General features: G+C 73.1%; 24 protein-coding genes. 19 read left to right on the plus strand and 5 right to left on the minus strand.

The genetic code is table 11. The annotated features are described in order from the left end of the window. Positions 1 to 41: 41 nt before the first annotated feature. The 4 genes from PSQ21_RS24030 to PSQ21_RS24045 form a co-directional block, all read right to left on the minus strand. Entirely contained in the window at positions 42 to 1,193 is a 1,152-nt protein-coding gene (locus PSQ21_RS24030) for a DegT/DnrJ/EryC1/StrS family aminotransferase (protein ID WP_274032881.1), read from the minus strand. Positions 1,194 to 1,238: 45 nt separating this feature from the next. Further along, the gene (locus PSQ21_RS24035) at positions 1,239 to 2,543 is read right to left on the minus strand and encodes a nucleotide disphospho-sugar-binding domain-containing protein (protein ID WP_274032882.1); all 1,305 of its coding nucleotides are present in this window, start codon (positions 2,541 to 2,543) and stop codon (positions 1,239 to 1,241) included. A 22-nt stretch (positions 2,544 to 2,565) separates the two neighbouring features. Further along, positions 2,566 to 3,216, minus strand: a complete 651-nt coding sequence (locus tag PSQ21_RS24040) for a class I SAM-dependent methyltransferase (protein ID WP_274032883.1) — start codon at positions 3,214 to 3,216, stop codon at positions 2,566 to 2,568. Between the two features lie 291 nt (positions 3,217 to 3,507). After that, positions 3,508 to 4,218 carry a class I SAM-dependent methyltransferase gene (locus tag PSQ21_RS24045; protein ID WP_443334428.1) on the minus strand — a complete coding sequence of 237 codons (711 nt, stop codon included), beginning with the start codon at positions 4,216 to 4,218 and terminating at the stop codon, positions 3,508 to 3,510. 343 nt (positions 4,219 to 4,561) lie between these two features. Here PSQ21_RS24045 and PSQ21_RS24050 point away from each other — a divergent pair, with 343 nt between their 5' ends. The 8 genes from PSQ21_RS24050 to PSQ21_RS24085 all read left to right on the plus strand — a co-directional run bounded on the left by PSQ21_RS24050 (position 4,562) and on the right by PSQ21_RS24085 (position 16,280). After that, entirely contained in the window at positions 4,562 to 5,707 is a 1,146-nt protein-coding gene (locus tag PSQ21_RS24050; RefSeq protein WP_274032885.1) for a hypothetical protein, read from the plus strand. Further along, entirely contained in the window at positions 5,704 to 8,247 is a 2,544-nt protein-coding gene (locus tag PSQ21_RS24055; RefSeq protein WP_274032886.1) for a hypothetical protein, read from the plus strand. The genes PSQ21_RS24050 and PSQ21_RS24055 overlap by 4 nt, the downstream gene beginning before the upstream one ends. Further along, positions 8,244 to 10,067: a hypothetical protein gene (locus PSQ21_RS24060; RefSeq protein WP_274032887.1), complete on the plus strand. Its 1,824-nt coding sequence runs from the start codon at positions 8,244 to 8,246 to the stop codon at positions 10,065 to 10,067. The genes PSQ21_RS24055 and PSQ21_RS24060 overlap by 4 nt, the downstream gene beginning before the upstream one ends. Then, the gene (locus PSQ21_RS24065) at positions 10,060 to 11,991 is read left to right on the plus strand and encodes a TOMM precursor leader peptide-binding protein (RefSeq protein WP_274032888.1); all 1,932 of its coding nucleotides are present in this window, start codon (positions 10,060 to 10,062) and stop codon (positions 11,989 to 11,991) included. The genes PSQ21_RS24060 and PSQ21_RS24065 overlap by 8 nt, the downstream gene beginning before the upstream one ends. Positions 11,992 to 12,073: 82 nt before the next feature. Continuing rightward, entirely contained in the window at positions 12,074 to 13,558 is a 1,485-nt protein-coding gene (locus PSQ21_RS24070) for a hypothetical protein (RefSeq protein WP_274032889.1), read from the plus strand. A 14-nt stretch (positions 13,559 to 13,572) separates the two neighbouring features. After that, positions 13,573 to 14,592, plus strand: coding sequence for a thiopeptide-type bacteriocin biosynthesis protein (locus tag PSQ21_RS24075; RefSeq protein ID WP_274032890.1), 1,020 nt, complete (start codon positions 13,573 to 13,575; stop codon positions 14,590 to 14,592). Continuing rightward, positions 14,589 to 15,506 carry an ABC transporter ATP-binding protein gene (locus PSQ21_RS24080; protein ID WP_219611990.1) on the plus strand — a complete coding sequence of 306 codons (918 nt, stop codon included), beginning with the start codon at positions 14,589 to 14,591 and terminating at the stop codon, positions 15,504 to 15,506. Before PSQ21_RS24075 ends, PSQ21_RS24080 begins: the two co-directional genes overlap by 4 nt. 33 nt (positions 15,507 to 15,539) lie before the next feature. After that, on the plus strand, positions 15,540 to 16,280 hold the full coding sequence (locus PSQ21_RS24085) for an ABC transporter permease (RefSeq protein WP_274032891.1): 741 nt from the start codon (positions 15,540 to 15,542) through the stop codon (positions 16,278 to 16,280). Between the two features lie 42 nt (positions 16,281 to 16,322). On the opposite strand, the gene mhpA is transcribed toward PSQ21_RS24085, so the two are convergent. Beyond that, on the minus strand, positions 16,323 to 17,960 hold the full coding sequence (gene mhpA / locus PSQ21_RS24090; RefSeq protein ID WP_274032892.1) for a bifunctional 3-(3-hydroxy-phenyl)propionate/3-hydroxycinnamic acid hydroxylase MhpA: 1,638 nt from the start codon (positions 17,958 to 17,960) through the stop codon (positions 16,323 to 16,325). Positions 17,961 to 18,200: 240 nt separating this feature from the next. Here mhpA and PSQ21_RS24095 point away from each other — a divergent pair, with 240 nt between their 5' ends. From PSQ21_RS24095 to PSQ21_RS24145, 11 genes are all read left to right on the plus strand, one after another. Further along, positions 18,201 to 18,365, plus strand: coding sequence for a thiazolylpeptide-type bacteriocin (locus PSQ21_RS24095; protein WP_073740161.1), 165 nt, complete (start codon positions 18,201 to 18,203; stop codon positions 18,363 to 18,365). Positions 18,366 to 18,573: 208 nt separating this feature from the next. Then, entirely contained in the window at positions 18,574 to 18,738 is a 165-nt protein-coding gene (locus tag PSQ21_RS24100; RefSeq protein ID WP_274032893.1) for a thiazolylpeptide-type bacteriocin, read from the plus strand. Positions 18,739 to 19,128: 390 nt separating this feature from the next. Next, a complete protein-coding gene (locus PSQ21_RS24105) occupies positions 19,129 to 19,293 on the plus strand; it encodes a thiopeptide-type bacteriocin (RefSeq protein WP_274032895.1) in 165 nt (54 codons plus the stop codon). Positions 19,294 to 19,502: 209 nt separating this feature from the next. Then, complete coding sequence (locus tag PSQ21_RS24110; RefSeq protein ID WP_274032896.1) at positions 19,503 to 19,682, plus strand: thiopeptide-type bacteriocin; 180 nt, start codon at positions 19,503 to 19,505, stop codon at positions 19,680 to 19,682. 175 nt (positions 19,683 to 19,857) lie between these two features. Beyond that, positions 19,858 to 20,028 (plus strand): thiazolylpeptide-type bacteriocin, encoded by a 171-nt coding sequence (locus PSQ21_RS24115; protein ID WP_274032898.1) that lies wholly within the window; start codon positions 19,858 to 19,860, stop codon positions 20,026 to 20,028. 115 nt (positions 20,029 to 20,143) lie between these two features. Beyond that, positions 20,144 to 21,790 carry a class I adenylate-forming enzyme family protein gene (locus PSQ21_RS24120; RefSeq protein WP_274032900.1) on the plus strand — a complete coding sequence of 549 codons (1,647 nt, stop codon included), beginning with the start codon at positions 20,144 to 20,146 and terminating at the stop codon, positions 21,788 to 21,790. Continuing rightward, on the plus strand, positions 21,787 to 22,629 hold the full coding sequence (locus PSQ21_RS24125) for a 2-amino-3,7-dideoxy-D-threo-hept-6-ulosonate synthase (protein WP_274032902.1): 843 nt from the start codon (positions 21,787 to 21,789) through the stop codon (positions 22,627 to 22,629). Before PSQ21_RS24120 ends, PSQ21_RS24125 begins: the two co-directional genes overlap by 4 nt. Continuing rightward, the gene (locus PSQ21_RS24130; RefSeq protein WP_274032904.1) at positions 22,601 to 23,710 is read left to right on the plus strand and encodes a 3-dehydroquinate synthase II family protein; all 1,110 of its coding nucleotides are present in this window, start codon (positions 22,601 to 22,603) and stop codon (positions 23,708 to 23,710) included. The genes PSQ21_RS24125 and PSQ21_RS24130 overlap by 29 nt, the downstream gene beginning before the upstream one ends. Further along, positions 23,700 to 24,908: an FAD-dependent monooxygenase gene (locus PSQ21_RS24135; RefSeq protein WP_274032905.1), complete on the plus strand. Its 1,209-nt coding sequence runs from the start codon at positions 23,700 to 23,702 to the stop codon at positions 24,906 to 24,908. Before PSQ21_RS24130 ends, PSQ21_RS24135 begins: the two co-directional genes overlap by 11 nt. A gap of 151 nt (positions 24,909 to 25,059) precedes the next feature. Continuing rightward, positions 25,060 to 25,497 (plus strand): NfeD family protein, encoded by a 438-nt coding sequence (locus PSQ21_RS24140; RefSeq protein WP_274032906.1) that lies wholly within the window; start codon positions 25,060 to 25,062, stop codon positions 25,495 to 25,497. 29 nt (positions 25,498 to 25,526) lie between these two features. Next, positions 25,527 to 26,645, plus strand: coding sequence for an SPFH domain-containing protein (locus PSQ21_RS24145; protein ID WP_274032907.1), 1,119 nt, complete (start codon positions 25,527 to 25,529; stop codon positions 26,643 to 26,645). The last annotated feature ends 61 nt before the right edge of the window (positions 26,646 to 26,706 follow it).

The raw sequence follows: 26,706 nt of genomic DNA on the forward strand, positions 1-26,706 counted from the left end.
CACAGGCGGGCGCCTCCCTCGGTGATTCCCGTCGGCGTGCGTCAGGCCCCGGCCAGGGCCAGGTGGTGAGTGACGGCTTCGCGCAGGGCGTTCGCCACCGTCCGGGTCTCCGCGTCGCTCAGCGCCTGGTGGAGGGGGAGCAGCAGCGTGCTGTCGGTGGCCCGGTCGGTGCCGGGCAGGTCGGTGGAGTGGGCGCCGTAGGCGGGCACCCGGTGCAGCGGTGGGTACTTGAAGGTGGTGTAGATGTCCTGGGCCAGCAGCGTCGCCGCGACCCGGTCACGGATGAGCGGATCCAGCTGGACCCAGTAGAAGTAGTAGGAGGAGCGGTGCCCCTCGGGCAGCGGGGGCGGCAGCCGTACGCCAGGGGTGTCCGCGAGCAGGCTGTCGTAGGCCGTCGCCACCTCGCGCCGCCGGGCGACGTTGGCGGGCAGCCGGCCGAGCTGCACCGTGCCGATCGCGGCGGTCAGGTCGTTGCCTATGACACGGCGGCCGAAGCTCCGTACGTCGAGCTCCCACCACCGCTCGGACACCTTCGCGTGGCCGAAGCCGCTGGGCTGCTCCAGACCGTGGTAGGCGAGGACCCGGGCGCGGCGCGCGAGCTGCGGATCGCGGACGTACAGCATGCCGCCGTCACCGGTCACCAGCACCTTCATCGCGTCGAAACTCCACAGGGCGATGTCGCCGAAGGTGCCGCACGCCTTGCCGCCGGCCGTGGAGGCCACGGCGCAGGCCGCGTCCTCGACGAGCGGGACCCCCCGCCGCCGGCACAGGGCCGCGATCTCCGCGACCTCACCGGGGTAGCCGCCGTAGTGCAGCACGATGACCGCCTTGGTGCGCGGTGTCATGGCGCTCTCGACGTGCTCCGCGGTCGGGTGGAGACCGTGGGGGTCGACGTCGCAGAAGACGGGGCGCGCCCCGGTCACGGCGATGGCGTTGGCAGCGGCCACGAAGCTCACGGACGGCAGGACCACCTCGTCGCCGGGGCCCAGGTCGAGCAGCTCGGTGGCGAGGAAGAGCCCGGCCGTACCGGAGTTGAGGAAGAGCGTCCGGTCCGGTTCGACCCCGAGGTGGTCCGCGAAGCGTGCTTCGAACTCGGCGGTGCGGGGTCCGTGGCCCAGCCAGTTCGAGGCGAACACCTCGGACAGGGCGAGGAGTTCCGCCTCGCCCAGGCTCGGCTGGAAGACGTTGATCACGCGGTGGCTCCCTGGCGCGGTGGGGACGATGGGAAGGTGGCGGGTTCAGTCCCGGCTCTGGTGGTGCCGGGTGAGGCGCTCCAGGACGGGGACGATCTCGCCCGGCTCCGGAGCGGTCAGCAGGTCCGTGTACAGCTCCGCCGCGGCGTCGCGGAAGGACGGCGCGGTCATCAGCCGGGACAGCCCCGCACGCAGTTCGGCGCCGGTGTGACGGTCGACGCGCACCCCCGTTCCCACGCCGCTCTCGGAGAGGAACCGGCCCGTGAGCGGGGCCTCCATGGGGTAGCCGGGGTCCATCACGACGAACTGCGGTATCCGGTTGACCAGGGCGGCGCCGAACGTTCCGTGGCCGCCGTGGTGGATCACCGCCGAACAGGTCGGCAGCAGTTCGGTCAGCGGGACGTAGTCGACGGTCCGGACGTTGTCGGGTATCCGGTCGGCCACGGCGAGCTGGGAGGCGTCCAGGGTGGCGACGGCCTCGACGTCCAGGCCGTCCACCATCTCCAGTACGCGGTTGACGAGCAGGGCACTGTCCCGTCCCCAGGCCCGTATCGAGGAACCGAGGGTGATGGCCACCCGCGGTCGTGCGGGCGGTTCCCGCAGCCAGTCGGGCAGCACGGCCGGGCCGGCGTAGGGCTGCCAGCGCACCGACACGGTGCGCTTCCTGGTGGGCAGGCGCATCCGCTCCAGCACCGGGTTGACCGTCCACTGTCCGAACAGCAGCTCGTCGGTCAGGGGGAGCCCGTAGCGCTCGGCCATCGGTCTGACCGACGAGGTCATCGGCTCCTCGGGCAGGAGGGCGTCACCGGAGAGCTTCGCGCACCGGGTGTACTGCTCGTGCGCCCAGCCGAACAGGTCCGGGCCCCACAGGATGCGGGCGTGGGCAGCGCCGGACACCTGGGCGGCCACCCCGGCGGCCGGCATCGTGGGGTCCCACAGGACCAGGTCGGGCCGCCACGAACGGCAGAGGCCGACCAGCGCGTCGAGGGCGTACTGGGGCGCGTCGGCGGGAGCGCGCTCCGGCTGGAAGTCGCGGATGGCGGGCAGCATGTAGTCCCGGAAGTAGGTCCACACGTACCGCCCGTAGCTGTCCAGGTCGAGGGACTTGGTGAGGCTGACGAGGTCGGCGTACGTGTCCGGGGCGATGGGGCGGCCGGCGCCCAGCGGCTGCGGCAGGGTCTCCTCGTCGCTGAGCGACACGCCCGTAAGGCCGGTCGCGTTGATCGTGTCCAGCAGCGACGGATGGGAGACGACCCGCACCTCGTGGCCCGCGTCGCCCAGGGCCCGGGCCATCGGCACACTGGGGTAGAGGTGGGCCGCGGCGGGCCAGGTGCAGAACAGGACGCGCATGGTCGTCTTCTCTCCGACCCGCTCAGAGGCGGGTCATGGCGGCGAACCAGGCCTGGGCGGTCCCGGGGTTGAAGGCGACGTCGAGTTCGGCCGCTTCGAGTGTGTCCACGCGCCACCCGGCGTCGGTGAAACTCTCCCGGACGGCCTGCTCGGGAACGCGTCGCGGACCCCAGGTGCCCGGCTGCCGGTCGCTGAAGCACATCAGGAAGCAGCGTCCGCCGGGCGGTACGACGGAGGCCATGCTGCGGGCGACGAGGGGCCGGTCCTCGGGGGCGAAGCAGTGGAAGAGTCCGACGTCGATGAGCGTGTCGAACTGCTCGCCGAGCGATGCGAGGTCCAGGGCGTCCCACTCCAGGAAACGCGCCTTCAGGCCGCGTTCCCGCGCCTTGCGGGCGGCGAGGGTGATCGCGCTGGGGGCGGCGTCCACGCCCGTCGTCTCCAGGCCGTGTTCGGCGGCCAGCAGGGCGTTGTCGCCGCTGCCGCAGCCGACGTCGAGCACCCGGCCGCGGAGCGCGCCCTCCTCGGCGAGGCGTACGAGGACCGTCTGCGGCCGGTTGATCTCCCAGCCGGCGCCCGGCGCGCCGGCGTAGTGACGCTCGAAGACCTCCACGCCGCTGTCGGCCGGCTGCTCACGCGCGCCGACCCCGGCGATCTGGTCCGACGGCTCGCTCATGGTCTCCCCCCGGAATGTGCGGTCGGTCCGCCGCCGGCCCCGGGAGGGGCCGTCGGCATTCTCCGCGAGAAACTAGCCCACGCCCGGGGCCCGCGGGATCGAAGTGAGGGGGGCGGTGACACATATCAGGAACCTGCCTCGGCGCCTTGCTGTCGCGGCGCGGATCTGTCAGGGCTCCCGGACCCGTCACCGGGTGCCCGGTGGCCGGCCCGGGCGGGGACGGTCGCCCGCCGCGCGCGGGCCCCGACGGCCGGTACAGCTCGTCGCCACCGGTCCCGGGACGGCCTCCCGCTACGCGCGGACCCCGATGAACAGCCCCCGGCCGTTCGGCCAGTCGGGGAGGAACTCCACCGCGCACCCCGCCTGCTCGAAGGCGTCCAGGTATTCCTCCTGGGTGAACAGCGAGTACGTCTCGTACTCGGTGAACTCACGGATGCCGGAGGTCTCGGCGACGGTGTAGCGCACCGTCATCCGGCTGATGCGTCCGTCCCGGACGGAGTGCGACAGCCGGCTGACGGCCCGGCCCTCCTCCTGGGCGAGGGAGGCCGAGATGAACCCGTCGATGAACCGCTCCGGAAACCACCAGGGCTCGGCGACGAGCACGCCGCCGGGCGCCAGATGACGCACCAGGGTCGCCGCGCTCCGGCGCAGTTCCCCGACGGTGCTCATGTATCCCAGGGAGAAACACATGCAGAGCACCGCGTCAAAGGTCCGGCCGAGGTCGAACTGCCGCATGTCCCCCTCGTGCACACGGGCCGCGGGGACTCTCCGCGTGGCTGTCTCCCGCATGTCGGGGGAGAGTTCGACGCCGGCCACGGTGCCGAAGTGTCCGGCGAACCGCTCCAGGTGCGCACCGGTGCCGCACGCGACATCGAGCAGCGAACCCGCTTCGGGACAACGCTCCCGGATCATCCGGGCGATGCCGTCCGCCTCGGCCGACCAGTCCCGGCCCCGGGCCGCGTGGACGAAATCGTAGATCTCGGCGTGTTCCGTGCTGTACACCGTCGAAGGGATCTGCGGCGTATCCATCGTGATGCTCCGTCCATGTCGTCGGGACCTCGGCGAGCTGTCTGCGGGAGCCAAGGTTCTATCATCCCGGCGGCCCGGCCCGGAGGGCGCCGATGCCGCCCGGTACGGCCACATCTGCGGGCCTTCGGCCGTCCACCGTCCGGGGACCGCGCCACGGTGGACGGTTCGGCGGCACATGACAGATGTCAGGTTCCGTCCACTGCTCGTTGTCCGGGGCCCTGCGCGGCGGCATTGTGAGCCCTGCCGGGCCGCGTCACACCACGTCGGGCGGCCGCCATCTCCCGAAACGCCTTCCGATCATGAACGGGTACGCAGCGTGATCACAGACACAGCAGCCGCCGGTCCGGAGATGTCCGAGGCGGCGGGGGTACGGCTGTACTCCCGGGTGCCCATCACCCCTCGCTGGCTGGCGCGGAACGTGCTGCCGGTCAGCCGGCGCCTCCGCGAGGACCGCCAGGCCGCCCTCCTCCACCTGCGACGGGGCTGGCTGTACGGTCCACACGTCGACATCGTCGCCCGGAGCGTGCCCGGGCGGCCGGCGCTCGACTGGGCGGGGATCGCCACCGGCCTCGACGCCGGCCCCGCCGAAGGCCCGAACGTGATGGACGAGGAGACCTATCTCGCCCAGGCCCGTGAGACGGGGCGGCTGGAAGGCGTCGCACCGCCCTACCTGCCGATGCGTGAGCACGGTGTCACGGAGGCGCTGAGCTTCGCCTCGGTCGAGACCTGGCCGCAGCCGCTCCAGGACCTCCGGGAGATGGCCCTGGACCAGCTGGACCTGCCGCTGACCATGACGGTCGAGCGGCTGGCCGAGGAGCCGCGCGAGGCGCCGGTACGCCTCATGGAGGCGTTCATCGCGCTGGCCGCGGCGCACCAGTACGGAGCCGGGAACGGGGCGTTCTCGATGCGCTCGCACGCCGAGGCGTTCTTCGCCTGGGCGGCCACCCGCAAGGACCCCCGCCCCGCCTTCGCCCAGCGGCTGGCCGCCGACGCCCCCCGCCTGCGGCCCGTCGTGGAGCGGGCGCTCTCCGGTACGCCCGACCACGGGACGGCGGCCTGGGCCCGTGCCTTCGCCTACTCCATGGGGGCCTTCGACGCCACGGTCGCGCAGGGAAAGCTGACCCTGGACGACATCGACGGTCTCGGCGGCGGTTTCGACCTGGACACCATGGGCCCGCCCGGCGGGGACGGCCGCGTGAGCCACGAACCCAGCGCCTTCCACCGCACGATGGACGAGTCCGGCGTCATCGCCTCGCCGCCGAAGTGGTTCGCCTCCTACCGGCTGCTCGTCAACCTCTTCTACCAGCAGCTGCCGCTGCTGGGCGTGCCGCCCATGCACCGCTACTACTTCTGCTTCGCCGTCGCCGAACTGGTGGACGACGTCCTCGGTTCCTCCTGGGAGGACAGGCTGGAGCAGACACGACAGGAGATGGCGCAGGCCACCGCCGGGGCGGCGGAATGAGCGACACCGCGGAGCCCCTGTGGATGCTGCGCCTCAACCCGCTGCGCCGGAGAAGGCTCGCGGACCCCGGGCTCCTGGCGGCGCTCCGCACGCTGGACGGGGCCACGACCGAGGTGCGCGAGCTGGCCGGCCAGTGCTCCGACGTGCTCTACGAACTGATCGGCGCCGCCACCGACCGTCAGGCGCGCGGGCAGCTCATCGTGTTGCGCCGCGCCATCCACAACGACACAGCCCCGCGGCCGGCGCTGCTCGTCGACCACCCCCTGGTCGGCCGCTGGTGGGAGGCCCGGCAGCGGCGGGAGACACTTGCCGCCGATGTGGTCGGCCGCTATCCGGGGGCGGTGGACGCCGAGCGCGGGACGCTGGCCGGACTGCTGGGCGACGAGAGCCTGCGGCACTCCATGACCCTGGTGGCTCCCGACGCGGCAGCCGGTGCGGGACGGTACGTGGCGGCCGTCGCCGCCGCCGAGCCCGTGCCCACCCGGCTGCGCAAGTCCGAGCGCGGGCTGGTCCAGTACGTCACCCGGGCCATGATCCGCACCAGCCCGATGGCACGCTTCACCGCCATCGGCCTTGCCGTCCCCGAACCGCACGGACCGGGCCCCGACGCCCCGGAGTTCGGGCGGGTGGTGCCCTTCCAGGGGCTGGACCGCGTCATGCTCGACTACGTACTGGGCGGGCTGCACACCTCGGACGGCGAGATCACCCCCGACACCCTGCTCCAACTGCCGCCCACCTCCGACCTGTCGGCCGAAGGCGACCTGCTGTACTTCCTGCGGCCCGGAGCCGACGGCGGGGTGCGCCGCCTGTCGGCCAAGGTCACGGGCGCGGTCGGGCTGTTGGTGGCCGCCGTCGCCGTCGGCCCACGCCGCGCGGCCGACGTCGCCGCGGGCTTCGCCGCACGTTCCGGCTGTACCCCCGAACTCGCCTGGCAGGCCCTGGCGCGTGCGGTGGGCGCCGGCATCCTGTGCACCCGCAGCCGCCCGGAGGACGGCGCGGCCGACTTCCCGGATCTGCTCGATCCCGCCGGTCACTCCGTCCCCGAGACGGCCCGGAGGCTTCTGGAGCGGACCGGTGCCGAACTGCGCGGGCTCGCGGACAACTCCGCCGACGAGCGGCCCGAGGCGATGAGCCGGCTGCGCGCCACACTGGCCGAGCTGAGCCGCGAGGCGGGACGGCCCGCGCAGATCCTCATCGAGGAGGACGCCGTGCTGGAGGACGTCCGGCTGTCCACCGCCGACTGGCGGGGCCAGCTCGACGACCTCGCCGCCGGAGTGGCCCTGCTGTCCGTCTTCGACTGGATGCACGACATACGGGCGTTGCTGTCCGCCGTCTTCGTCGAGCGGTTCGGCGTCGGCGCCGAGGTCTCGCTCAGCGACCACGCGGACTACCTGAGCACCGAGACCTACCGGCGGGCCTACCGCCTCCCCGAGAAGGCGCCCCCCGGCGAACTGGGCCCGGCCGACCGCTCGCTGGACCGGCTGTACACGCTGCGGGCGAACGTCGTCGACACCGCGATCGCCGCCGTCGACCGGGCGGTGGCCACCGGCGAGGCCGTCAGCTGGAGCGCCTCCCAGGCACTCGACCTGACGACGGGCCTGCCCGACCGCTTCCGGACCGGCGACCTCCGCTACGGCGTGCTGACCCAGACCTGGCAGCGGCGACTGCTGTTCAACGAGGCCTACGCGGGCCACGGCATGCTCTACGGCAGGTTCCTCGGACCGGACCGCGCCCTCGGCGGGCGCGCCCTGCCCCACTTCCGCGAGCAGCTCCGCGCCCGCTACGCCGAGCACGACGGGCGGCTGGCCGAGGACCTGGGGCTGCACCGGCTCAACGTCAACGCGCACCCGCCGGTGCTCCCGGACCGGCTGGGGCCGGACGACTGGTTCCGCCTGCGCCTGCGCCACGACCCGGACACGGACACGCTCGGCATCCGGGACCCCGACGACCGCCCGCTGCACGTGCTCTCGCTCGGCACCGGGCACCCGGAGAGGCTCCCGGCGCCGCTCCGGCTGGCCAACTGGCTGTACTCCGGCGGCGTGCTGCGCGAACCCTTCATGGCGATCCGCCACGGCGAGCAGCAGTGGGACGGCGTCGGCACCCTGGCCTGCCCGCGCTTCCAGGTCGGCTCGGCCGTGCTGGCGCGACGCCGCTGGTACGGGGGCCGGGAACTGGACGAGGCGGTGGCCGCGGGGCCCGCCGAGCACGACCGGCTGCTGGCGCTCGCCCGGTGGCGGAACCGGCACGGCGTGCCCGAGGAGGTCGTCCTGAAGCCGCCGCCCGATGACGGCACCGGCGAGGGCCGGACCACCGGCGAGGGCCGGAGCGCCGGCGAGGGCAGAAAGAAGAAGCCCCAGTACGTCGACCTGGCCAGCGCCCTCAGCGTGCGGGTGCTGCCCCGAATGGTGGAGCGGGGCGAGGCGGCCTACGTGGAGGAGGCGCTTCCCCGGGTGGCGGACAGCCCGCACGCCCTGGAGTGGATCGTCGACATCGGCCGCGCTCCCGGCGGCCCCTTCCAGTACGGAGGAAAGACCCGATGACGCTACGCGCGCGTCCCCATCTGCACTATGCGCCGGTCTCGGAAGGGCTCTACATCAACGGCCCCCGCACCCAGTTCGTGATCAGCGGCCCCCAGCTGCTCTACCGGGTCGCCGACACCTGTGTGCCGCTCCTGGAAGCGGGAACCACCGAGGACGAACTGGTCACCGCCCTGGGCAGCGAACGGGCTCGGCCCGTCGTCCGCCGGATCGTCGAGGAGCTGCGGGCCCGCGGGCTCCTGCTCGACCTGGACGCGCTGACCGTGCCCGAGCCCTCGGCCGAGATCCGCGCCCGCTACCCGGAGGCCCTGGCACACCTGGAGACGGAGTGCGCCGACCCGTACGCCGTCTTCCAGCGGCTGCGCACCACCGAGGTGCTGCTGTGCGGTCCGGCCGATGCCGTGCTGCCGGCCGCCCGCGGACTGCACCGGGCCGGGGTCACCGGCCTCACGCTGGCCACCCCGGACCCCGACGCGGCCGCCGCCACCGCCTCCCGGCTGGGCATGCGGCTGCTGCCGCTCGGCGGCACCGCGACGCTCCCGGACCCGGCGGAGCTGCCCGTGCCGCCGGACGCCGCCCTCTACTGCCCCGGCGCGGACGACGGCGAGACCCCGCGAGCGCTGGCCGCGCTGCTGCCGGCGGGGGCGCCCGTGGTCCCGGTGCGCTGGGACGGGCTCGTCGCGGCCGTCGGTCCCGTGTCCCCGGGCGGAGCCTCGCTCCCCGGCTCGGCCGCGCTCGTCCGCCGGGCCGCACACTGGGCCGTGGCCGAAGCGACCGCCCCCGCCCCTCACCCCACGGCCGCGGCACTGGCCGGGGCGCTCGCGGGGCAGTTGCTGTTCGACACCCTCGCGGGCATCGCGCCGCCCGGCGAAGCACATGTCCTGCACGGTGAGGAACTGACGGCGGACCGGGTGAGCGTGAGCCTCACGGCCCCCGGCCCCACCGCCGGCGAGGCCGCCGAGCGGAGCTTCCTGACAGCCGCGCCCGCGGCCGGCGCCGAACCCGTAGTGCCGCCCACCCCCGACGAGGCCGTCGAGGCGGTGACCGCGCTCACCGGGCGCTGGACCGGACCCGTCGCGCTGCTGGCCGGCGAGGAACTGCCCCAGATGCCCCTGGCCCTGCGGGAGATGGCCGCCCGCGACGGCGGCACCGACTCCGTGGTCGCCTGGGCCGAGGAGCAGCGGACGGCGACGGTCGCGGTCGCCCTCGCCGCTCTCCGGGCGGCCTGCCCGTCCCCGGGCGCAGCCGCCGCGGGGCTCACCGAGGAGCACTGGCTGCTGGACGGCGCGCTGCGGCTGATGGCCGACGAAGCCGTGCCGTACGCGACGAGGACCGTGGGGGCCGTGGAGGCACACTCGGTGCCGCTGCTGCGCATGCTGGAGGAAGAGGGCATGCCGGACCCGGCGGTGACCCTGCTGCGCCACCCCGGCCTGGACTGGACCCTGGCGGAGGTACGGGTCTCCGGCGGCCCGCGGCCGTGGACCGGAGTGAGCTGGGGCCGTGACGACACGGAGGCGGTGCACCGTGCGCTGGCCACCGCGCTGGCCCGGCACCAGACCCACGGGGTGCCCGGCGCGGGCCCCCTGGCCGACGGCGTGCACACCGACGCCCTGCTGTTCGCCGACGCCGCGGAGCAGGCCGCGCTGCGCAAGCGGGTCGCGGACTCGGCCGCCGCCGCCGGGCTCCGCTACGAGGGCACCCCGCGGCGACCGGACCCGGTGACGGGGGCGCTGCCCCTGTGGTCGGGCACTGTCCGGGCCGTCCCGCTGGCCGGGGAGCCGCAGGTTACGGAAGCGAGCACCGAGGAGCCGGACCGTGGCTGAGAACCCGACCACCGTCGTCTGCGCACCCGCACTGTCCGACGCCACGGACACCGACTGGCGTGTTGTGCTGGAGCCGCTGGGCGCCTTTGGGGACGGCACCGTCGGCGTCAACCTCGGCTGGGACCTGGCCTGGGAACGTGACCGGCTGCGGTCGGCCGGCGAGCGCGAGCATCTGTCCGTCCGCGTCTACGGCGACGAGGTGCTGGTCGGCCCCCGCTGGGTGCCGGGGACGGACTCCGGCTGCGCGGGCTGCGCCGAGCTGCGCTCCCGGCTGGTGATCGACCACCCCCTGACCGACGACCTGACCCGGCCCACGGCGCGGGTCGCCCCGCGCCGCCCGTTCCTTGCCGAGCTCACCCGCGCGGCGCTGGCACGGCTGGCCGACCGCCCCCTGGGGCCGGGCGAGTTGTACGCGGTGGGGTCGCGGGGGACGCGGACGCACCGCGTACCCCGCCACTTCGCCTGCCCGCTGTGCGCGCCGGAGATCCCCGAACGGCCGGTGGGCCGGCCGCCGGAGCCCCTGGCGCTGCGACCACGCCCCGCCGCCGCGGACAATCCCGGCCGGGCCGCGGCCGGGGCCGCGCTGGTGCGGCCCGGAGCGCTGCGCTCACGGCTGGTGGACCCGCGCTTCGGACCGGTCCTCGCGCAGCAACGGGAGCTGCTGGCCCCCTTTGCCATGAGCATGGCGCTCCAGCCCGACGCGGTGGCCCTCGGCTATGCCCGCGAGACGACCTTCGCCAAGGCGGACCCGATCGCCATCCTGGAGGTGTACGAGCGGCTTTCGGGCTTCCCGCACCAGGCGCCGCTCGTCGAGGGGGTCTCGTACGCCGATCTCGTCGCCGCCGAGGGCGGAGCGGAGGTCGCGGTGCGGCCCGCCGCGTTCGGCGAGTACACCGAGGAGCAGGCGGCACGTCCCACCGCGCGGATCGAGCGGGTGACGGACGAGACGCCGATGGACTGGGCGTGGGGGCACGACCTGGCGGACGGCCGGCCCCGGCTCGTCCCCGCCGAACTCGCCTTCTTCCAGTACGACTACCGCTACGGACGGGAGCAGCGGGCGGCGCGCCGGCACGGGGCCGCGCCGCGCCGGCACCTGTACCAGGAGTCCTCCAGCGGCTGCGCGGTCGGCTCCTGCCTGGAAGAGGCAGCGCTCTACTCCCTGCTGGAACTCGCCGAGCGGGACGCCTTCCTGATCAGCTTCCACCGAGCCCGCCCGCTGCCGGAGATCACCCACTCCTCGATCACCGACCCGGTCGCCCGGGGGCTGCTGGCGACCGCCGCCTCGCGCGGCTTCCGGGTCCACCTGCTCCGCGCCACCCAGGACATCGACCTGCCGGTGGTCTGGGCGATGGCGGTCAACACCCGCGCTCCGTTCCCGGCCACGTTCTCCGCCGCGGGCTCCGGCATCGACCCGGTCTCCGCGCTCCGCGGGGCGCTGTGGGAGGTGACCCAGATGGCGACCGATCGCCTGACCTGGGACCGCTCCGAGGCCGAACCGATGCTGGCCGACCCCTGGCTGGTCGACGAGATGGACGACCACCTGCGGCTCTACGCGCTGCCCGAGATGAAGGAGCGGGTCACGTCCGTGCTGGGCGGGCCGGAGATGAGCCTGTCGGAGGCGTTCGAGGGCTGGCCGGACCGGCTGGAACAGGCCGCCGGGGGCGATGTGCTCGGGGCGCTGGACTACATCCGGGGGAGGTACGCCGCGGCCGGACTGGACCGGATCGTCCTGGTGGACTCCACCACACGGGACCACGCCGACATCGGCCTGGCCGCCGCCAAGGCCGTGGTGCCGGGCATCGTCCCCATGTGCTTCGGCCAGGCCCAGCAGCGAGTGGCCGGGCTGCCGAGGCTGGAGGCGGCCCTGGCCGGAACGCCCTCCGGCGATCTGTCGCCGCCCTACGAGCCGCACGCCTTCCCCTGACCCCCGGCCGTCCCACAGGCCCAGCAGGCGCGGCGGACGCGCGCCGTTGTTCACCGAACCACCGAGGCAGACGGAGTTCCCCATGACAGATACCAGCGACCGGGGCGGCCCTGCGTCACCGATCCCGGACGATGCCGATGTCATGTCGCGCGACATGCGGTGGTTCACCTACGCGACGGGGCTCGGTGTCCGGGTGGAGCCGGCGGCCGTCCCCGAGCCACGCCCGGACACCGAGGTCGCGCCCGCGCTCCCGGAGGCGGCGCTCGGCGACCGGACGCCCCTGCCCCGGGGCACGGCGGAGCTGCTGGAGCGGGCGCCCTATCCGCACGGCCGGGCCGGCGCCCCGCGCGAGAGGGCCGACGCCCTCGGGCACGCCCTGGTCGCGGGCTTCGGCCTGCAACGGCGGGAGCCGGAGAACCCGTTCAACGACCACCGCCCCTACCCCTCGGTGCGGGCGAAGTTTCCCGTCCAGGTGTTCGTCCGGGACGGCCGCCACCGCCGGGTGCTCGACCTCTACCGGCACGCGCTGACCGGTGTGGGACGCCAGGACGGGGCGGCCGGTCCGCTGGAGGTGGCGCTGGCCGGGAGGTACACCCGGCTGCCCGACTCCTACCGGTGGTTCCGCAGCTCCCTGATCGGCCTCGAACTGGGCGTCAACCTCCGCCAGTTGTGTCTGGGCTTGGACCTGTTCGGCCTGTCCGGAAAGCTGCGGCTGCCGGACCGGGACGCGGCGGGTCTGCTGACGGACTTCGGCCTGACGCCCGAGTCGGAGTGGTCCCTGCCGCTGACCGTGGCCCTGGAGGACGGCGGGCCGCCCGCCGCCGCGCCCCCCGCGGAGCGGGCCGCCGACCCCGTCCTCGACGGGATCCTGACCGTCAACCGCTCCCAGGACTTCACGGGCCCCTCCGCCCCGCTCGGCCCGTCCGTCCCGGCCGGACTGCCCCGGGACGGGACGCTGTCCTGGGCGGAGGTGCTGTGGCGCCGCAGCGCGGGACGGATGCCGCGCGGCATGTACGGCATGACCGGCCGCAGGCGGCCGGTGCCCGAGCGGACGCTGCGCGAGGCCGTCAGCTGGCTGAACGTCCCGCCCCCCGGCCCGCACCTGGCCGCCGCCTGGGAGGAACTGCGCCTGACCGCCGTGTTCCAGGGCATCGAGGGGCATGCCGACGGGGTCTGGCACCTGCGAGACGGCCGGCCGGTGCTGCACCGGGCCCAGCCCGGCGCCGCGTCCGTACTGGAGGAGCACTACGGCTACCCCGTCACCCCGTACGCCGGGGGCGACGTCCGGCACGCGAGCGTGGTGTGGTTCCTCTCCGCGAGCCCACGAAGGCTCGTGGAACGGCTGGGCCCCGGCGGATTCACCGCCGCCCAGTACGCGGCGGGCTGGGCGGCCCAGGGCATTTCGCTGGCCGCCGCCGCCACCGGTCTGTACGCGAGGCCCGCGCGGGCCTTCCAGGAAGTTCCGACGAAGCAACTCCTCGGCCTGGACGCCGAGGAGATGATCGTCTGTGCCGCCATCACCGGGACCCCGCGCTTCGAGGGGCTGTTGTGCGACCTACGCCTGTGACGAGAGGGCAGAAGTTGACGGACACATCCGAGACCGCGCGCGCCGGGGACGGCGACACCGGCTCCGGCACCGTGTGGCGGACCTGGCATCTGCACGTGTCGAGCGGCGACCGCAGCGTGCACGACCGGGTGCTGGTCGAGGCGGTCGTGCCGCTGATCCACACCCTGCCGGACCGGCCGTGGTTCTTCCTCCGCTACTGGCACGGCGGCCCCCATGTCCGCCTGCGCGTAGGGGATCTGACGGACGAGCAGGCCGCGTCGGCCGAGCGGCTCCTCGCCGAGCGCCTCGCGGACGCCGGGCGGCTGCGGGAGGGCGAGACGGCGATGAGCCCGGCGGACTACGCGCGGACCGCCTCCTCCATGACCACGGCCGGGGACCAGCCCTCCCACCAGGAGGTCACCGGCATGCTGGAGCCCGGTGTCCACCGCTTCGCCTACCACCCGGAGTACGAGCGGTACGGCGGCCGGGAACTCCTGCCGGAGAGCGAGCGGCTCTTCGAGCTCTCCAGCAGGCTGGTTCTCTCCTTTCTCCGGCGGGGGCCCTCCGCCGGGGCCCGGGCTCTGCTGGCCCTGCGCGCCACCGTCTGCGCCGGGCGGGCGCTCGGCGACGACCCCGCCGAGGAGGCGGCCTTCTACGATCACGGACTGCGCGCCTGGCGTACGTGGGCAGCCGGCTACGGCTACACGGAGCGGCAGCTCGACGAGCTGTACCGGGCCGCCCGGCCGACCGACGAGCTGCGGGCCAAAGTGGCGGGGGGAGACACCGCGGGCCCGCTGGCACCGTGGCAGGCGGCGCTCACCGGACTGTCGGACCGGATACGGCGGGAGACCCCGCTCCACCCGGCACAGGTCACCGTCTCCCACGTCCACATGCTGCACAACCGCCTCGGCCTGCGGGCGGTCGAGGAATACCAGACCTATGCCCGGCTGGCGAGGCTCTTCCCCGTCCGGTCGGCCCCCGAAGGGGCGCCCCCTTCCGACCACTCCGGACCGGCGCAGAGCGGCGCGGTCCTGACACCCGAGGAGCACCGATGAGCACCAGCCCCACCACCGCCACCGCCCGCGCAGGGGCTCCCCCCACACCGGCCGTCATCGCCCGCGCCATCGGCGTCACCCGGCACTACGGGGACACCGTCGCCCTGGACAACGTGGACTTCACCGTGCGGGAGGGCGAGTTCATCGGCCTGCTCGGGCCGAACGGCGCCGGCAAGACCACGCTGCTCAACTCCCTGCTGGGGCTGCGCAAGCCGACCTCCGGGCGCATCGAGCTGTTCGGAGGCTCCCCCACGAACCCGGCCAGCCGGCGGTTCATCGGCGTCACCCCGCAGGAGAGCGGCGTACCGCCGACCCTGCGGGTGGCCGAAGCGGTCGACTTCGTGGCCGCGCACTTCAAGGAGACCGAGGACCGGGACGAGCTGCTGGAGCGGTTCGACCTGACCAAGGAGGCCCGCCGCCAGACCGGCGGACTCTCCGGCGGCCAGAAGCGCCGTCTGGCGCTCGCCCTGGCGTTCGTCGGGCGCCCGCGCCTGGTCATCCTCGACGAGCCGACCACCGGCCTGGACGTGGAGTCCCGGCGGATGCTGTGGGACCGCATCCGCGAGTTCCACGAGGGCGGTGGCACCGTCCTGCTCACCACGCACTACCTGGAGGAGATCGAGGCCCTGGCCAAGCGGGTGGTGGTGATCGCCCAGGGCCGCATCCGGGCGGACGACAGTGTGGGCGCCATCCGGGGGATGGCCCATATGCAGCGGGTGTCCATGAACGCCGGACCGCTGCCGGACCTGCCGGGCGTCATCAGCGAGGAGCGGACGGAGGAGCGGGTCGAGCTGATGACCCACGACGCCGATCAGCTGGTCCGGGCACTGGTGCGCCAGGGCGTGGAGTTCTCCGGCCTCGCCGTCCAGCAGGCCACGCTCGAAGAAGCCTTCCTGGTGATCTCCCAGTCCTGACCCCCCGCACCTCCCACGAAAGTGCTTGAGGCCATGTCATCACTGACCCTTGTCCATGCCCGCTACCAGCTGGTCGAGCTCAGCCGCATCCCCATGGCGATCATCGGCGCGGCCTTCTTCCCGGCCGCCTCGCTGATCTTCTTCGTGGTGCCCAACACCAAGGACGACCCTGTCGGGGCCACCCTCGCCACGGCCTCGATGGTGGTCTTCGCGGCGATGATCAGCAATCTCTTCGGCCACGGCACCGGTGTGGCCGAAGACCGCTCCCAGCCCTGGGACCCCTACACCCGCACCCTGCCGATCGGCCCGGCGGTGCGGTTCGGCAGCCGCATCATCACCGGTCTCGCGATGATGCTGTTCTCGATGGTCCCGGTCGTGATCGTGGCGGCGTTCTTCACCCCCGCCACCCTTTCGCCGGCCCGCTTCCTGCTGGCGATCGGCGTGGTGATCCTCGTCTCCGTGCCGTTCACCATGATGGGGCTGGCGATCGGCTACCTGCTCTCCACCAAGGCGGCGATCGCCACCGTCCAGCTCGTCTTCCTGCCCCTGGCCTTCGCGGGAGGGCTGCTGGCAGGCCCGGGCGAGGCGCCCGGATTCATCGAGGCGATCGCCCCGTTCGTCCCGACGCGGGGCTCCGCCGAGCTGATGTGGGCGACCGTCGGCGACTACGACATCAACCCGGTCGCCATCGTGTCGCTCGTGGTCTGGACCGCCGGTCTGGCCGCCCTCGCGTTCTACGCCTACCAGCGTGACGAGGGACGCCGCTACCACTGAGCCCCGACGGACCGCCCGGGCGCCCCCGGCGGCTGCGCCCGGCTACCGGGTGGCCCGGCGCAGCCGCCGCCCGAACTCCATGAGCAGCGCCGCGAGCCCGTCCGCGTCGGGGGCCGCGCCGAACAGGTAGCGGTCGGGGCGGATCAGGACCGCCCCGGCCGGCAGCGATTCCAGCCAGGGCAGCCAGTGGCCGTCGGCGTCCAGCACCGTGTCCGGCCCGGGTGTCGGACCGCCGTCGGCGCGCACGACGGTCACCACCCGGCCGCGTACCAGCCGCAGCGTCTCCAGCGCGGCGGGGGACAGGGTGTCCGCGAGGTTCTCGCGGCACAGCAGTACGAAGCCGGGGCCGAGCACGGAGTCGGCCGGGCCCGGACCTTCGGGGCCGGTCAGCCGGGCCCGGCCGGTGAGTTCACCGGCCGGAGGCCCGCCGTCGGCGAGGAAGCCCTTGGCCAGGGGCTCGCCCAGCGGGCTCGCGGAGCGCGTCGAGCCGGCGGGGCGCGCCGGTTCGGACGGCCGGGACGGGCCGGGGGAGGGGGCGGTCATCGCCCGGTCCCTGTCGGCCGCCGCGGCCGGGTCGGTCACGCAGATCAGCCGCCCGAGCCGCACGGAGAGGTCGATCGCCTGCTGGACGTGGGCGCGGCGCTCCTGCTCGTAGCTGTCGAGGAGGGCCTCCCCGGCCCGGCCGCCCAGCACCAGGTCGAGCTTCCAGGCGAGGTTCGCGGCATCCCGGAAGCCGGAGCACATGCCCTGGCCGGCGAACGGCGGCATCTGATGGGCCGCGTCCCCGGCCAGCAGCACCCGCCCGCGTCGCCACTGCTCGGCGTTGCGGGCCCGGAAGGTGTAGGTGGCGTGGCGGGTCAGTGTGGCGTTGTCCGGCCCGGCGGAGAACATCGACAGCAGCCGCCAGGCGTTCTCCTCGGTGCCGAACTCCGCCCGGTCCTCCCCGGGCATCCGCATGAACTCCCAGCGGCGGCGGCCCGGTCCGCAGGAGACGGCCACCCGTGGCCGGGCGGGATCGGCGATCTGGAGGTTGGACGGCGGGAAGTCCTCCGGGCGGTCCGGCACCACATCGCAGGCCAGCCAGTCCAGGGCGAAGCCGGAGTCGGCCCAGCCGACGCCCAGGGAGCGCCGCACGAAGCTGCCCGCACCGTCGCAGCCCACCACCCAGGAGGCGGTGAACGTCCGCCGCTCGCCGCCGCGTTCGTCCTCGGCGACCAGCTCGGCGCCGGAGCCGGATTCGGTCAGCCCCACGGCACGCAGGCCGCGGAGCACGCGCAGCGTGGGCAGTTCCTCGCCGCGGGCCGCGAGCGCGGCCTCAAGCCCCGGCTGGTACACGGAGGTGGAGTCCGGCCGGCCCGTCCCGTCCGAGCCGCCCAGCCCGATCCGCAGGAGCTGCCGTCCGGCGGCGTCGCTGACCACGTAGTCCTGCGAGGGCTCGGTGATGTCCCCGATCCGGCCGGTGACGCCGATGGCGTCGAGCGTACGGGCGGCCTCGGCGTCGAACGCCACCGCTCGCGGCAGACTGTACGGTTCCGGATGGCGCTCGACGACGACGACCCGCCACCCGCTCTGGGCCAGCAGGATGGCCAGAACCTGCCCCACCGGCCCGTAGCCGACGACCAGGACATCGGCCTCCGGCGCGCCGGCGCTCCGATCGCGTGACCCAGATATCCCGTTCATGCTTCTCCTGTCCTGAATACCCGGTGTCCGGGTCGTACGGGTCCAGTCGTGATAATCGAGGCTCACCGTACCGATTCATCAAAGCGACATTTGCGCCCCTTCGAGCGGCTACCAGGCGGAGGCTGATGACAAATGTCAGCGGCGCTTCGCGAGAGATTGCCAGCGCCGGAAGTGACCGAAATTATCCATGGTGCCACTTCTACCGAATGGCAGTCTTAATCAAGAAGGGAAAACACGTCAATGAGCATGGCCATTGAGGCGATGAACGCGGACGCCCTGTTCGACTCCTTCGACATCGAGGAGCTGGACACCATGGAGGTCGCCGACGGCGTCGCCCTGCCCGAGATGGGCGCCTCGACGGGCAACACCATGTGCTGCTCCTCGTCGTCCTCCTCCTGCTGCTGACGTAGCGGCACCAGCTGTCAGCGCGACAGGTCACCCTGCGCGCTGACAGTGCCACGGAGGAGAAACGCATACTCGGCAGGCGGTTACCCGGCAGGAATTGATGACATATATCAGCTCCAGGTCAAGGGTAATTGCGTGCCGCGAACCGGTTGGAAATCGTGCACCGCCGGTCTCGCGGCCGGCGGCCAGAGCTTGGAGGTACACCAAGATGAGCAAGATCGTGGAGACCATGGACGTGGACGCGATGTTCGACTCCTTCGACATCGAGGAGCTGGGCACCATGGAGCTCGCGGACGGCGTCGCCCTGCCCGAGATGGGCGCCTCGAAGGGCGACTGGACCTGCTGCTCCTCGTCCTCTTCCTCCTGCTGCTGAGGCAGGTGCTCCAGCTGTCTGCGCGACGGGTCTCCCGACGCGCAGACAGCGCCACCGACGAGCTGTGAGCATCGGCGGAGGCCGTCGGTCTCCGGCGGGGAACGCTGACAAATGTCAGCGCCCGGTCACGGGTCATTGCGTGCCGGGTACCGGTTGGAAATCGTAGGCACCGCCGGTCTCGTGAGCTGTTCCGCTCGTTCTCAGCCTGCCGCCGGTCCGGCGGCGGGCAGCACCACCCGCGCACCAGGCTTTCGGCGGGCGGCTGTCCGGCGGGAATTGCTGATCAAGTTCAGTGCAGGCCCGGAGGGCGATCGTGTGCCGTTGGCGGTTGGAAATCACACGCACCGCCGGTCTCCCGGCCGGCGGGCCAGAGCTTGGGGGTACACCGAGATGAGCAAGATCATGGAGACCATGGACGTGGACGCGATGTTCGACTCCTTCGACATCGAGGAGCTGGACACGCTGGAGATCGCGGACGGCGTCGCGCTGCCGGAGATGGGCGCCTCGTACCTGAACGCCCCCCTCTGCTGCTCCTCCTCGTCCTCCTGCTGCTGAGGCAGGGACACCGGCTGTCCGCGCGGCGGGTCTCCTGACGCGCGGACAGCGCCACCGGCGAGTATCGACGGGAGACATCGGTTTCCAGCAGGAAATGCTGACAAATATCAGCGCCCGGTCGAGAGTTATCGCGTGCCGGGTGCCGGTGGGAAATCGTGAGCACCGCCGGTCTCGCGGCCGACTGTCCAACAGCTTGGGGGCACATCAAGATGAGCAAGATCCTGGGGACCGTGGACGCTGACGCGGACGCGGACGCGATGTTCGACTCGTTCGACATCGAGGAGCTGGGCACGATGGAGTTCGCGGACGGCGTCGCGCTGCCGGAGATGGCCGCGTCGACCGCGCACGCGCCGCTCTGCTGCTCGTCCTCCTCCTCGGCCTGCTGCTGACGCAGGAGCAGACAGCAACACCTGGGCAACAAGCATCCGGCAAGCGGCTGTCCGGCGTGCACCGCTGACGAGGTCAGCGCCGGGCAGGGGAAAACGCGTGCCGGGGTACCGGTTGGAAATCACACGCACGCCGGCCTCCCGGCCGGCGGGCCAAGAGCTTGGGGGTACACACAAGATGAGATCGACCCTGGAAACCATGGACGTGGACGCGATGTTCGACTCCTTCAACATCGAGGAGCTGGACACGATGGAGATCGCGGACGGCGTCGCGCTGCCGGAGATGGCCGCGTCGAGCCTGCCGCACACCTGCTGCTCCTCATCCTCGTCCTCCTGCTGCTGCTGCTGATCCCGCGGCGCAGTGCCGCCTGCGCGGCGGGTACACCGCCCACCGCGCAGGCGGCACCACCGGCTGGGCTGCCCAGCGGAGGGCGGGCCCGGCGCCCGGCCCCGAACGGATGGTCGTGACCTTCCCCATAGATGTGCCCGACTCCTGGGCCGGACATGAGCACTACGCGCGCCGTGTGCTGTGGCGGCTGGCCCGTCAGCCCTCCCTGCCCACCCTGTACTTCCGGGGCCGGTGGCTGGACGGCGCGACGCTGGCCGACGCGGTACGCGCGACCGTGGTGGGCCTGCGGCGGGCCGGGCTGACCCCCGGCGGCACGGTGGCGGTGCTCACCGAACCCAACCACCCCGCGATGCTGATCGGCCGCTACGCCGCTCACCTCCTGGGGGCGGGCGTCGTCCAGGTGCGCTCGGCCAACCCCCGCTCGGACGCGTTCCCGCTGCCCGCCGCCACCCAGGCGCGGATCCTCGACGGGACCGGCACGTCCGTACTCCTCGTCGACGCCCCCCATCTGGAGCGCGCCCGCGCCCTGTTGTCGCTGACCGAGGGCAGCCCCCGCCTGCTGGGTTACGGAGTCGGCGCCGCGGACTGCCCCGACGCGCTGTCCTGCCGGGACGAGCCACTCGGAGAACTTCCCGCCCACGACCCCGGCCGCCGCGCCGTGGTGGCCTTCACCAGCGGAAGCAGCGGTGCGCCGAAGAACATCCACCAGACCTTCGGGGTCTGGGACAGCACCGTCCGGTCCGCGGCCGGCGGCGAACCGGACGAGCGGCGGGTGTTCCTCGCCGTGACGCCCCTCAGCCACACCATCGGCGCCATGGCGGACGCGGTACTGACCGCCGGCGGCCAGGTCCTCCTGCACCAGGACTTCGACGCCCCGAAGGTGCTGCGCGCCTTCGAGGACCACGGCGTCACCGACACCTACCTGGCCGTTCCGCACCTCTACCGGCTCACGGAACTCCTGGCCGACGGGCCGGGCCAGGAGCAGGGCGTCGGCTCGGGCCCCGTCGGGGACGCCCTGGGGTCGCTGCGCCGCGTCGTCTACAGCGGCACCCCCGCCGCGCCGCACCGGGTCGCCGAGGCCCTGCGGGTGTTCGGCCCGGTACTCGTCCAGCTGTACGGCACCACCGAGGCCGGGGGCATCAGCAATCTGAGCCCGTTCGACCACCTGGAACCCGAGCTCCTGGGCAGTGTGGGACGGCCGCTGCCCTGGGTGGAGGTGGAGGTGCGCGAGCCCGGCACCGGCCGCCCGGTGCCGCGCGGGGAGGCCGGGGAGATCTGGGTACGCGCCTCCACGGTCATGGCCGGCTACCCGGACGACCCGGAGCTGACCGCCCGCGTCCTGCGGGACGGCTGGCTGGACACCGGCGACCTCGGCCACTGGGACCGCTACGGCTATCTGCGGCTGACCGGCCGCAGCGGCCAGGTCATCAAGTCCGGTGGCCTGAAGGTCTATCCCGCCGCGGTCGAGGGCGCGCTGCTGTCCCACCCGGCGGTACGGCACGCGGCCGTCCACGGCGTACGGGATCCGGACCGGACCGAGTACGTCCACGCGGCCGTCGTGCTCAGGGCGGGACGGACCGCCTCCGCGGAGGAACTGCGCACCCACGTCGGCGAGCGGCTCTCCCCCCTGCACGCCCCCGCCGAGATCACGTTCTGGGACTCGATGCCGCTCAACGAGCGCGGCAAGCCCGACCTGGCCTGTCTGCGCTCCGGTAACGGCCGGCAGGCGTACGACGGTGCACCGCCGAAGGGAACTCCATGACCACACACCAGCACTTCGGCCGAGCCGTGCGGCTGCGCCGGCTGTTCCACCACGACCCCCAGCGGCTGCTGATCGTCCCGCTCGATCACTCGCTCAGCGACGGCCCGGTGGTGCCGCGCGGCAGCAGCATCGACCGGCTCACCGGGCAGCTCGCCGGCGCCGGGGTGGACGCGATCGTGGTGCACAAGGGCAGCCTCCGCCACATCGACCACTCCCGGCTGGCCTCGATGTCCCTGATCCTGCACCTGAACGCCAGCACCGCGCACGCGCCGGACCCGGACGCCAAACACCTGGTCACCGGGGTGGAGGCGGCGATGCGCCTGGGCGCGGACGCGGTGAGCGTGCACATCAACATGGGTTCGCGGGAAGAGGCGCGGCAGCTGGCCGACCTCGGCGCGGTGGCCGACCAGTGCGACCGCTGGAACCTTCCGCTGCTGGCGATGATGTACCCACGCGGCCCGAAGATCACCGACCCGGCCGACCCCGAACTGGTCGCCCACGCCGTCACCCTCGCGGCCGACCTGGGCGCCGATCTGGTCAAGGCCCCCTGCCTGCGCACCCGGGCGGAGATGCGGGACCTCACCGCGGCCTGCCCGATCCCGCTGATCTGTGCGGGTGGCCCGCAGCGCGACACGGAGGACGAGGTGCTGGCCTTCGCCCGGGAAGCCGTGGCGGGCGGTGCGGCCGGAGTCGCGATGGGCAGAAACATCTTCCAGTCTCCCGACCCCGGGGCGATGGCCGCCAGGGTGGCTGGAGTGGTCCACAACCGCCCCGGGAGCACGCTCGGTCACATCGAGGAAGGGCACGGCAGTGAGCTCAGAGAAACTGTGCTGGCTTGACATCCGTTCGGCGGGCAAGGCCCGGCAGGCCATCGTGGAGGAGGCGCTGCACCAGCGGATCGACGGCATGGTCGCCGCCGACCCGGCCGATCTGGAGGGGCTGCCGCCGACCGTCACCAAGGTGCTGATGCCTCCGGCGGGCAAGCTGCCCGCGGACTACGGCTCCGCCCAGGTCGTCATCCTCGCCGGTGACGCCGCCGCCCGGGCACAGGCCGCCGAGGCCGCTCCCGACGTGGAGTTCGGACGGCTGGTGGAGATCACCGACGCCGAGAGCCTGGACGCCGCCATCGAGGCGGCCCGCACCGAACGCTGGAGCGTGCTGGAGTTCCGGGACCCGACCAAGATCCCGCTGGAGATCGTGATCGCCGCCGCCGCCGACGCCGACGGCGCCATCATCACCATGGCGAAGAACACCGAGGAGGCCGCTGTCATCTTCGGCTGCCTCCAACTCGGCTCCGACGGCGTGCTGATGCCCGGCCGGAGCGTGGGCGACGCCACCGCGCTCAAGGCGACCGCGGCCGGCGGCACCGGCGAACTCCAGCTGGTGGAGCTGGAGGTGACCTCCGTGAGCCACATCGGCATGGGGGAGCGCGCCTGTGTGGACACCTGCTCCTACCTGGGCAAGGACGAGGGAATCCTGGTCGGCTCGCACTCCAAGGGCATGATCCTGTGCGTCAGCGAGACCCATCCGCTGCCGTACATGCCCACCCGCCCCTTCCGGGTCAACGCGGGCGCCATCCACTCGTACACCCTCGCCGACGAGGGGCGCACCCGCTACCTCAGTGAACTGAGGGCCGGGAGCAAGGTGACGGCGGTGGACACCAAGGGGCGGACCCGGACGGTCGCGGTGGGGCGGGTCAAGATCGAGACGCGCCCGCTGATCTCCATCGACGCGGTGGCCGCGGGTGGCCAGGAGGTCAACCTGATCCTCCAGGACGACTGGCACGTCCGGGTGCTGGGGCCGGGGGACGCCGTGCTGAACAGCACCGAACTCCGCCCCGGGGACCGGGTGCTGGGACATCTCCCGACCGCCGACCGCCATGTGGGCTACGCGATCGACGAGTTCTGCCATGAGCAGTAGCACCCCGGCGCCGGCCATCGCGGTGATCGGCGCGGGCATCGGCGGCCTCACCCTGGCCGCCGCACTGGCGCGGCTGGGCATCGGCTGCCGGGTGTTCGAGCGTGCCGAGCAGCCTGCCGAGACCGGCGCCGGGGTGCAGTTGGGACCGAACGCGGTCCGGTTGCTTCGCCGTCTTGGACTCTCCGACTCCCTGCGGCAGCACGGCGTCCGCCCGCTCTCCCGCGATCTGCTGCGCTGGGACGACGGACGGCTGCTGGCCCGGACCGAGCTGGGCGAGGAGTGCGAGAAACTGTTCGGCGCGCCGTACGTCACCGTGCACCGCGCGGACCTGTACCGGGCGCTGCGTGGCCTGGCCGGGGCGGCGGTGCGGACCGGCCACCGGCTGACCGGGCTGGCGGAGGAGCCCGGCTCCGTCGCGCTGCGCTTCGCCGACGGCTCGGAGCACCGTGCGGAGCTGGTGGTCGGTGCCGACGGCATCCGCTCGGTGGTGCGGGACCACCTCGCCGCGGACGCCCCGGTCTTCTCCGGCCGGCGGATCTACCGAGGACTGGTACCGGTGGAGCGGGTGCCGGAACTGGCCGCCGAGCCCCGCGTCCAGGTATGGCTGGGACCTGGCCGGCACTGCGTCTGCTACCCGGTCTCCGGCGGCCGGCTGATCAGCTTCGCTGCCACCACCGGCGGTACCGCGCTCCCGGGCGAATCCTGGACCGCGCCAGGTGACCCGGACGAGGCGGCCGAGGCCTACCGGGGGTGGCACCCCACGGTCACCCGGCTGCTCGGGGCGGGCGGCGGTATCGGCTGCTGGGCGCTGCACGATCGCGAGCCGCTGGCGCGCTGGTCCTCCGACGCCCTCACGCTGCTCGGCGACGCGGCGCATCCGATGCTGCCCTTCGCCGCGCAGGGCGCCAATCAGGCGATCGAGGACGCCTTCACCCTGGCGGCGACGCTCGCCCTGTCGCGCGGCGACATCCCGGAGGCGCTGCGCCGCTACGAGGAGCTGCGGATCCCGCGTACCGAGCGCCTGCAGCAGTCGGCCCGCTCCGTGGCGGTCGGTTCGCATCTGCCGGACGGACCGCTCCAGCGGGCGCGCGACGCGGAGCTGGCACGGGGCTCGGCGCTGGACGGGCTGCGCTGGGTGTACGGCCATGACGCCCTGGCCGCAGCGGCACGGTGGACGACGGAGCGGCAGGGGGCGTGAGCGGGCGGGTCCCGGGCCGCGCGTGAGAACCGGGCAGCGCTCCGTACCGGTGCCCACCCTCCCGCTCGCGGATCGGGTGGGCACCGAACGGTTCCGTCCGGGGCCGGAAGGGGTACGTAACTGAGTGAGTCCCCTTGGGGAGGCTGATTCGATGCCGTGGCTCTTCTGGCTGCTCGCCGCCGCGGCGCTCGGCGCTGCGGAGTTCTTCACCCTCACGCTGGTTTTCGGGTTGCTGGCCGGCGCGGCGCTGGTCGCGGCCGTCGTGGCGGGTGTGGGCATCGGCCTGCTCGGCCAGCTCGTGGCGCTCGCACTGGCGGCGGTAGCGGGCCTCGCCCTCGTCCGCCCCGTCGCGCTGCGTCAGCTGGCGCAGGGGCCCCTGACCCATGAGGGCAGCGACGCGCTGATCGGCAAGCGGGCCGAGGTCGTGCGGGAGGTCACCGCGACCCACGGCCTGATCAAGGTCTCCGGTGAGGAATGGTCGGCGCGCTCTCTCGATGAGAGCCTGGTGATTCCGGTGGGTGCGCTGGTGGACGTCATGGAGATCGAGGGCGCCACCGCTGTCGTGTATCCCCGCGAGCTCCTTCCGTGAACGGCTGAACACGCAGCGCAGGAGGAAGCATGGATCCGATCGTCATCCCGATCCTCGTGGCGGCGATCGTCGTCGTCTTTCTCGTGGCCGCCACCGTACGCATCGTCCCGCAGGCGCGCCGCTACAACATCGAGCGGTTCGGCCGGTACCGCCGGACGCTGCAGCCCGGTCTGAACTTCGTCCTGCCGGTGGCGGACCGGGTCAACACCAAACTCGACGTGCGTGAGCAGGTGTACTCGTCCGACCCCAAGCCGGTGATCACCGAGGACAACCTGGTGGTCAACATCGACACGGTGCTCTACTACCAGATCACCGACCCCCGGGCGGCGGCCTACGAGGTCGCCGACTATCTGCAGGCCATCGACCAGCTCACCGTGACCACCCTGCGGAACGTCATCGGCAGCATGGACCTGGAGGGGACGCTCACCTCGCGCGAGGAGATCAACGCCCGCCTCCGTGCCGTCCTCGACGACGCGACCGGGAAGTGGGGCATCCGGGTCAACCGCGTCGAGATCAAGGCCATCGATCCGCCGAACACCATCAAGGAGGCGATGGAGAAGCAGATGCGGGCCGAGCGTGACAAGCGCGCTGCCATCCTGCACGCCGAAGGCGAGCGGCAGGCCAAGATCCTCACCGCGGAGGGCACGAAGCAGAAGGACATCCTGGAGGCGCAGGGCACGCAGCAGGCCATGATCCTCCGGGCGGACGGCGAGTCGAAGGCGGTGGAGCTCGTCTTCCAGGCCGTCCACCGCAACAACGCCGACGCGAAGGTCCTGGCCTACAAGTACCTGGAGACGCTCCCGCATCTCGCGCAGAGCGACAACAACACCTTCTGGGTCATCCCGGGCGAGCTGACCGAGGCGATCCGCACCGTCACCAGCGCGTTCGGCGACCAGCCGGCCAGCACCGGGCCCCCGCCGGGTGCGCGGCGCGAGGACGCGGCCGACGCCGACGCCTCGGACAAGGACCAGGTCGGTGCCCCGGAGGTCGAGGCGAACTCCACGCTCGCTCTGGAAGCTGTCGCGGCCGCCGACGAGGCCGCGAAACAGGCCGCCGTCGCCGTGAGCGACGCGAAGGCGGAGGCGGAGGCGGCGGGAGAGGCGCGGCCGGGCCGGGCGTCGGGCCGGGCGTCGGCGTCCGACGCCTGAGCGCGTCCGACGCGCGAGCGGGGCGTCGACATCCCCCGCCCGCTCACGCGGGCAGGGGAGC

It is taken from the genome of Streptomyces sp. MMBL 11-1 (assembly GCF_028622875.1).
Lineage (GTDB): Bacteria > Actinomycetota > Actinomycetes > Streptomycetales > Streptomycetaceae > Streptomyces.

What these genes read in the sequence shown, in the direction of transcription:
- PSQ21_RS24035 (WP_274032882.1), bottom strand. Translation starts at nt 2,543, where the DNA reads ATGCGCGTCCTGTTCTGCACCTGGCCCGCCGCGGCCCACCTCTACCCC.
- PSQ21_RS24040 (WP_274032883.1), bottom strand. Translation starts at nt 3,216, where the DNA reads ATGAGCGAGCCGTCGGACCAGATCGCCGGGGTCGGCGCGCGTGAGCAG.
- PSQ21_RS24055 (WP_274032886.1), top strand. Translation starts at nt 5,704, where the DNA reads ATGAGCGACACCGCGGAGCCCCTGTGGATGCTGCGCCTCAACCCGCTG.
- PSQ21_RS24060 (WP_274032887.1), top strand. Translation starts at nt 8,244, where the DNA reads ATGACGCTACGCGCGCGTCCCCATCTGCACTATGCGCCGGTCTCGGAA.
- PSQ21_RS24070 (WP_274032889.1), top strand. Translation starts at nt 12,074, where the DNA reads ATGACAGATACCAGCGACCGGGGCGGCCCTGCGTCACCGATCCCGGAC.
- PSQ21_RS24080 (WP_219611990.1), top strand. Translation starts at nt 14,589, where the DNA reads ATGAGCACCAGCCCCACCACCGCCACCGCCCGCGCAGGGGCTCCCCCC.
- PSQ21_RS24085 (WP_274032891.1), top strand. Translation starts at nt 15,540, where the DNA reads ATGTCATCACTGACCCTTGTCCATGCCCGCTACCAGCTGGTCGAGCTC.
- mhpA (WP_274032892.1), bottom strand. Translation starts at nt 17,960, where the DNA reads ATGAACGGGATATCTGGGTCACGCGATCGGAGCGCCGGCGCGCCGGAG.
- PSQ21_RS24095 (WP_073740161.1), top strand. Translation starts at nt 18,201, where the DNA reads ATGAGCATGGCCATTGAGGCGATGAACGCGGACGCCCTGTTCGACTCC.
- PSQ21_RS24100 (WP_274032893.1), top strand. Translation starts at nt 18,574, where the DNA reads ATGAGCAAGATCGTGGAGACCATGGACGTGGACGCGATGTTCGACTCC.
- PSQ21_RS24105 (WP_274032895.1), top strand. Translation starts at nt 19,129, where the DNA reads ATGAGCAAGATCATGGAGACCATGGACGTGGACGCGATGTTCGACTCC.
- PSQ21_RS24110 (WP_274032896.1), top strand. Translation starts at nt 19,503, where the DNA reads ATGAGCAAGATCCTGGGGACCGTGGACGCTGACGCGGACGCGGACGCG.
- PSQ21_RS24115 (WP_274032898.1), top strand. Translation starts at nt 19,858, where the DNA reads ATGAGATCGACCCTGGAAACCATGGACGTGGACGCGATGTTCGACTCC.
- PSQ21_RS24125 (WP_274032902.1), top strand. Translation starts at nt 21,787, where the DNA reads ATGACCACACACCAGCACTTCGGCCGAGCCGTGCGGCTGCGCCGGCTG.
- PSQ21_RS24135 (WP_274032905.1), top strand. Translation starts at nt 23,700, where the DNA reads ATGAGCAGTAGCACCCCGGCGCCGGCCATCGCGGTGATCGGCGCGGGC.
- PSQ21_RS24140 (WP_274032906.1), top strand. Translation starts at nt 25,060, where the DNA reads ATGCCGTGGCTCTTCTGGCTGCTCGCCGCCGCGGCGCTCGGCGCTGCG.
- PSQ21_RS24145 (WP_274032907.1), top strand. Translation starts at nt 25,527, where the DNA reads ATGGATCCGATCGTCATCCCGATCCTCGTGGCGGCGATCGTCGTCGTC.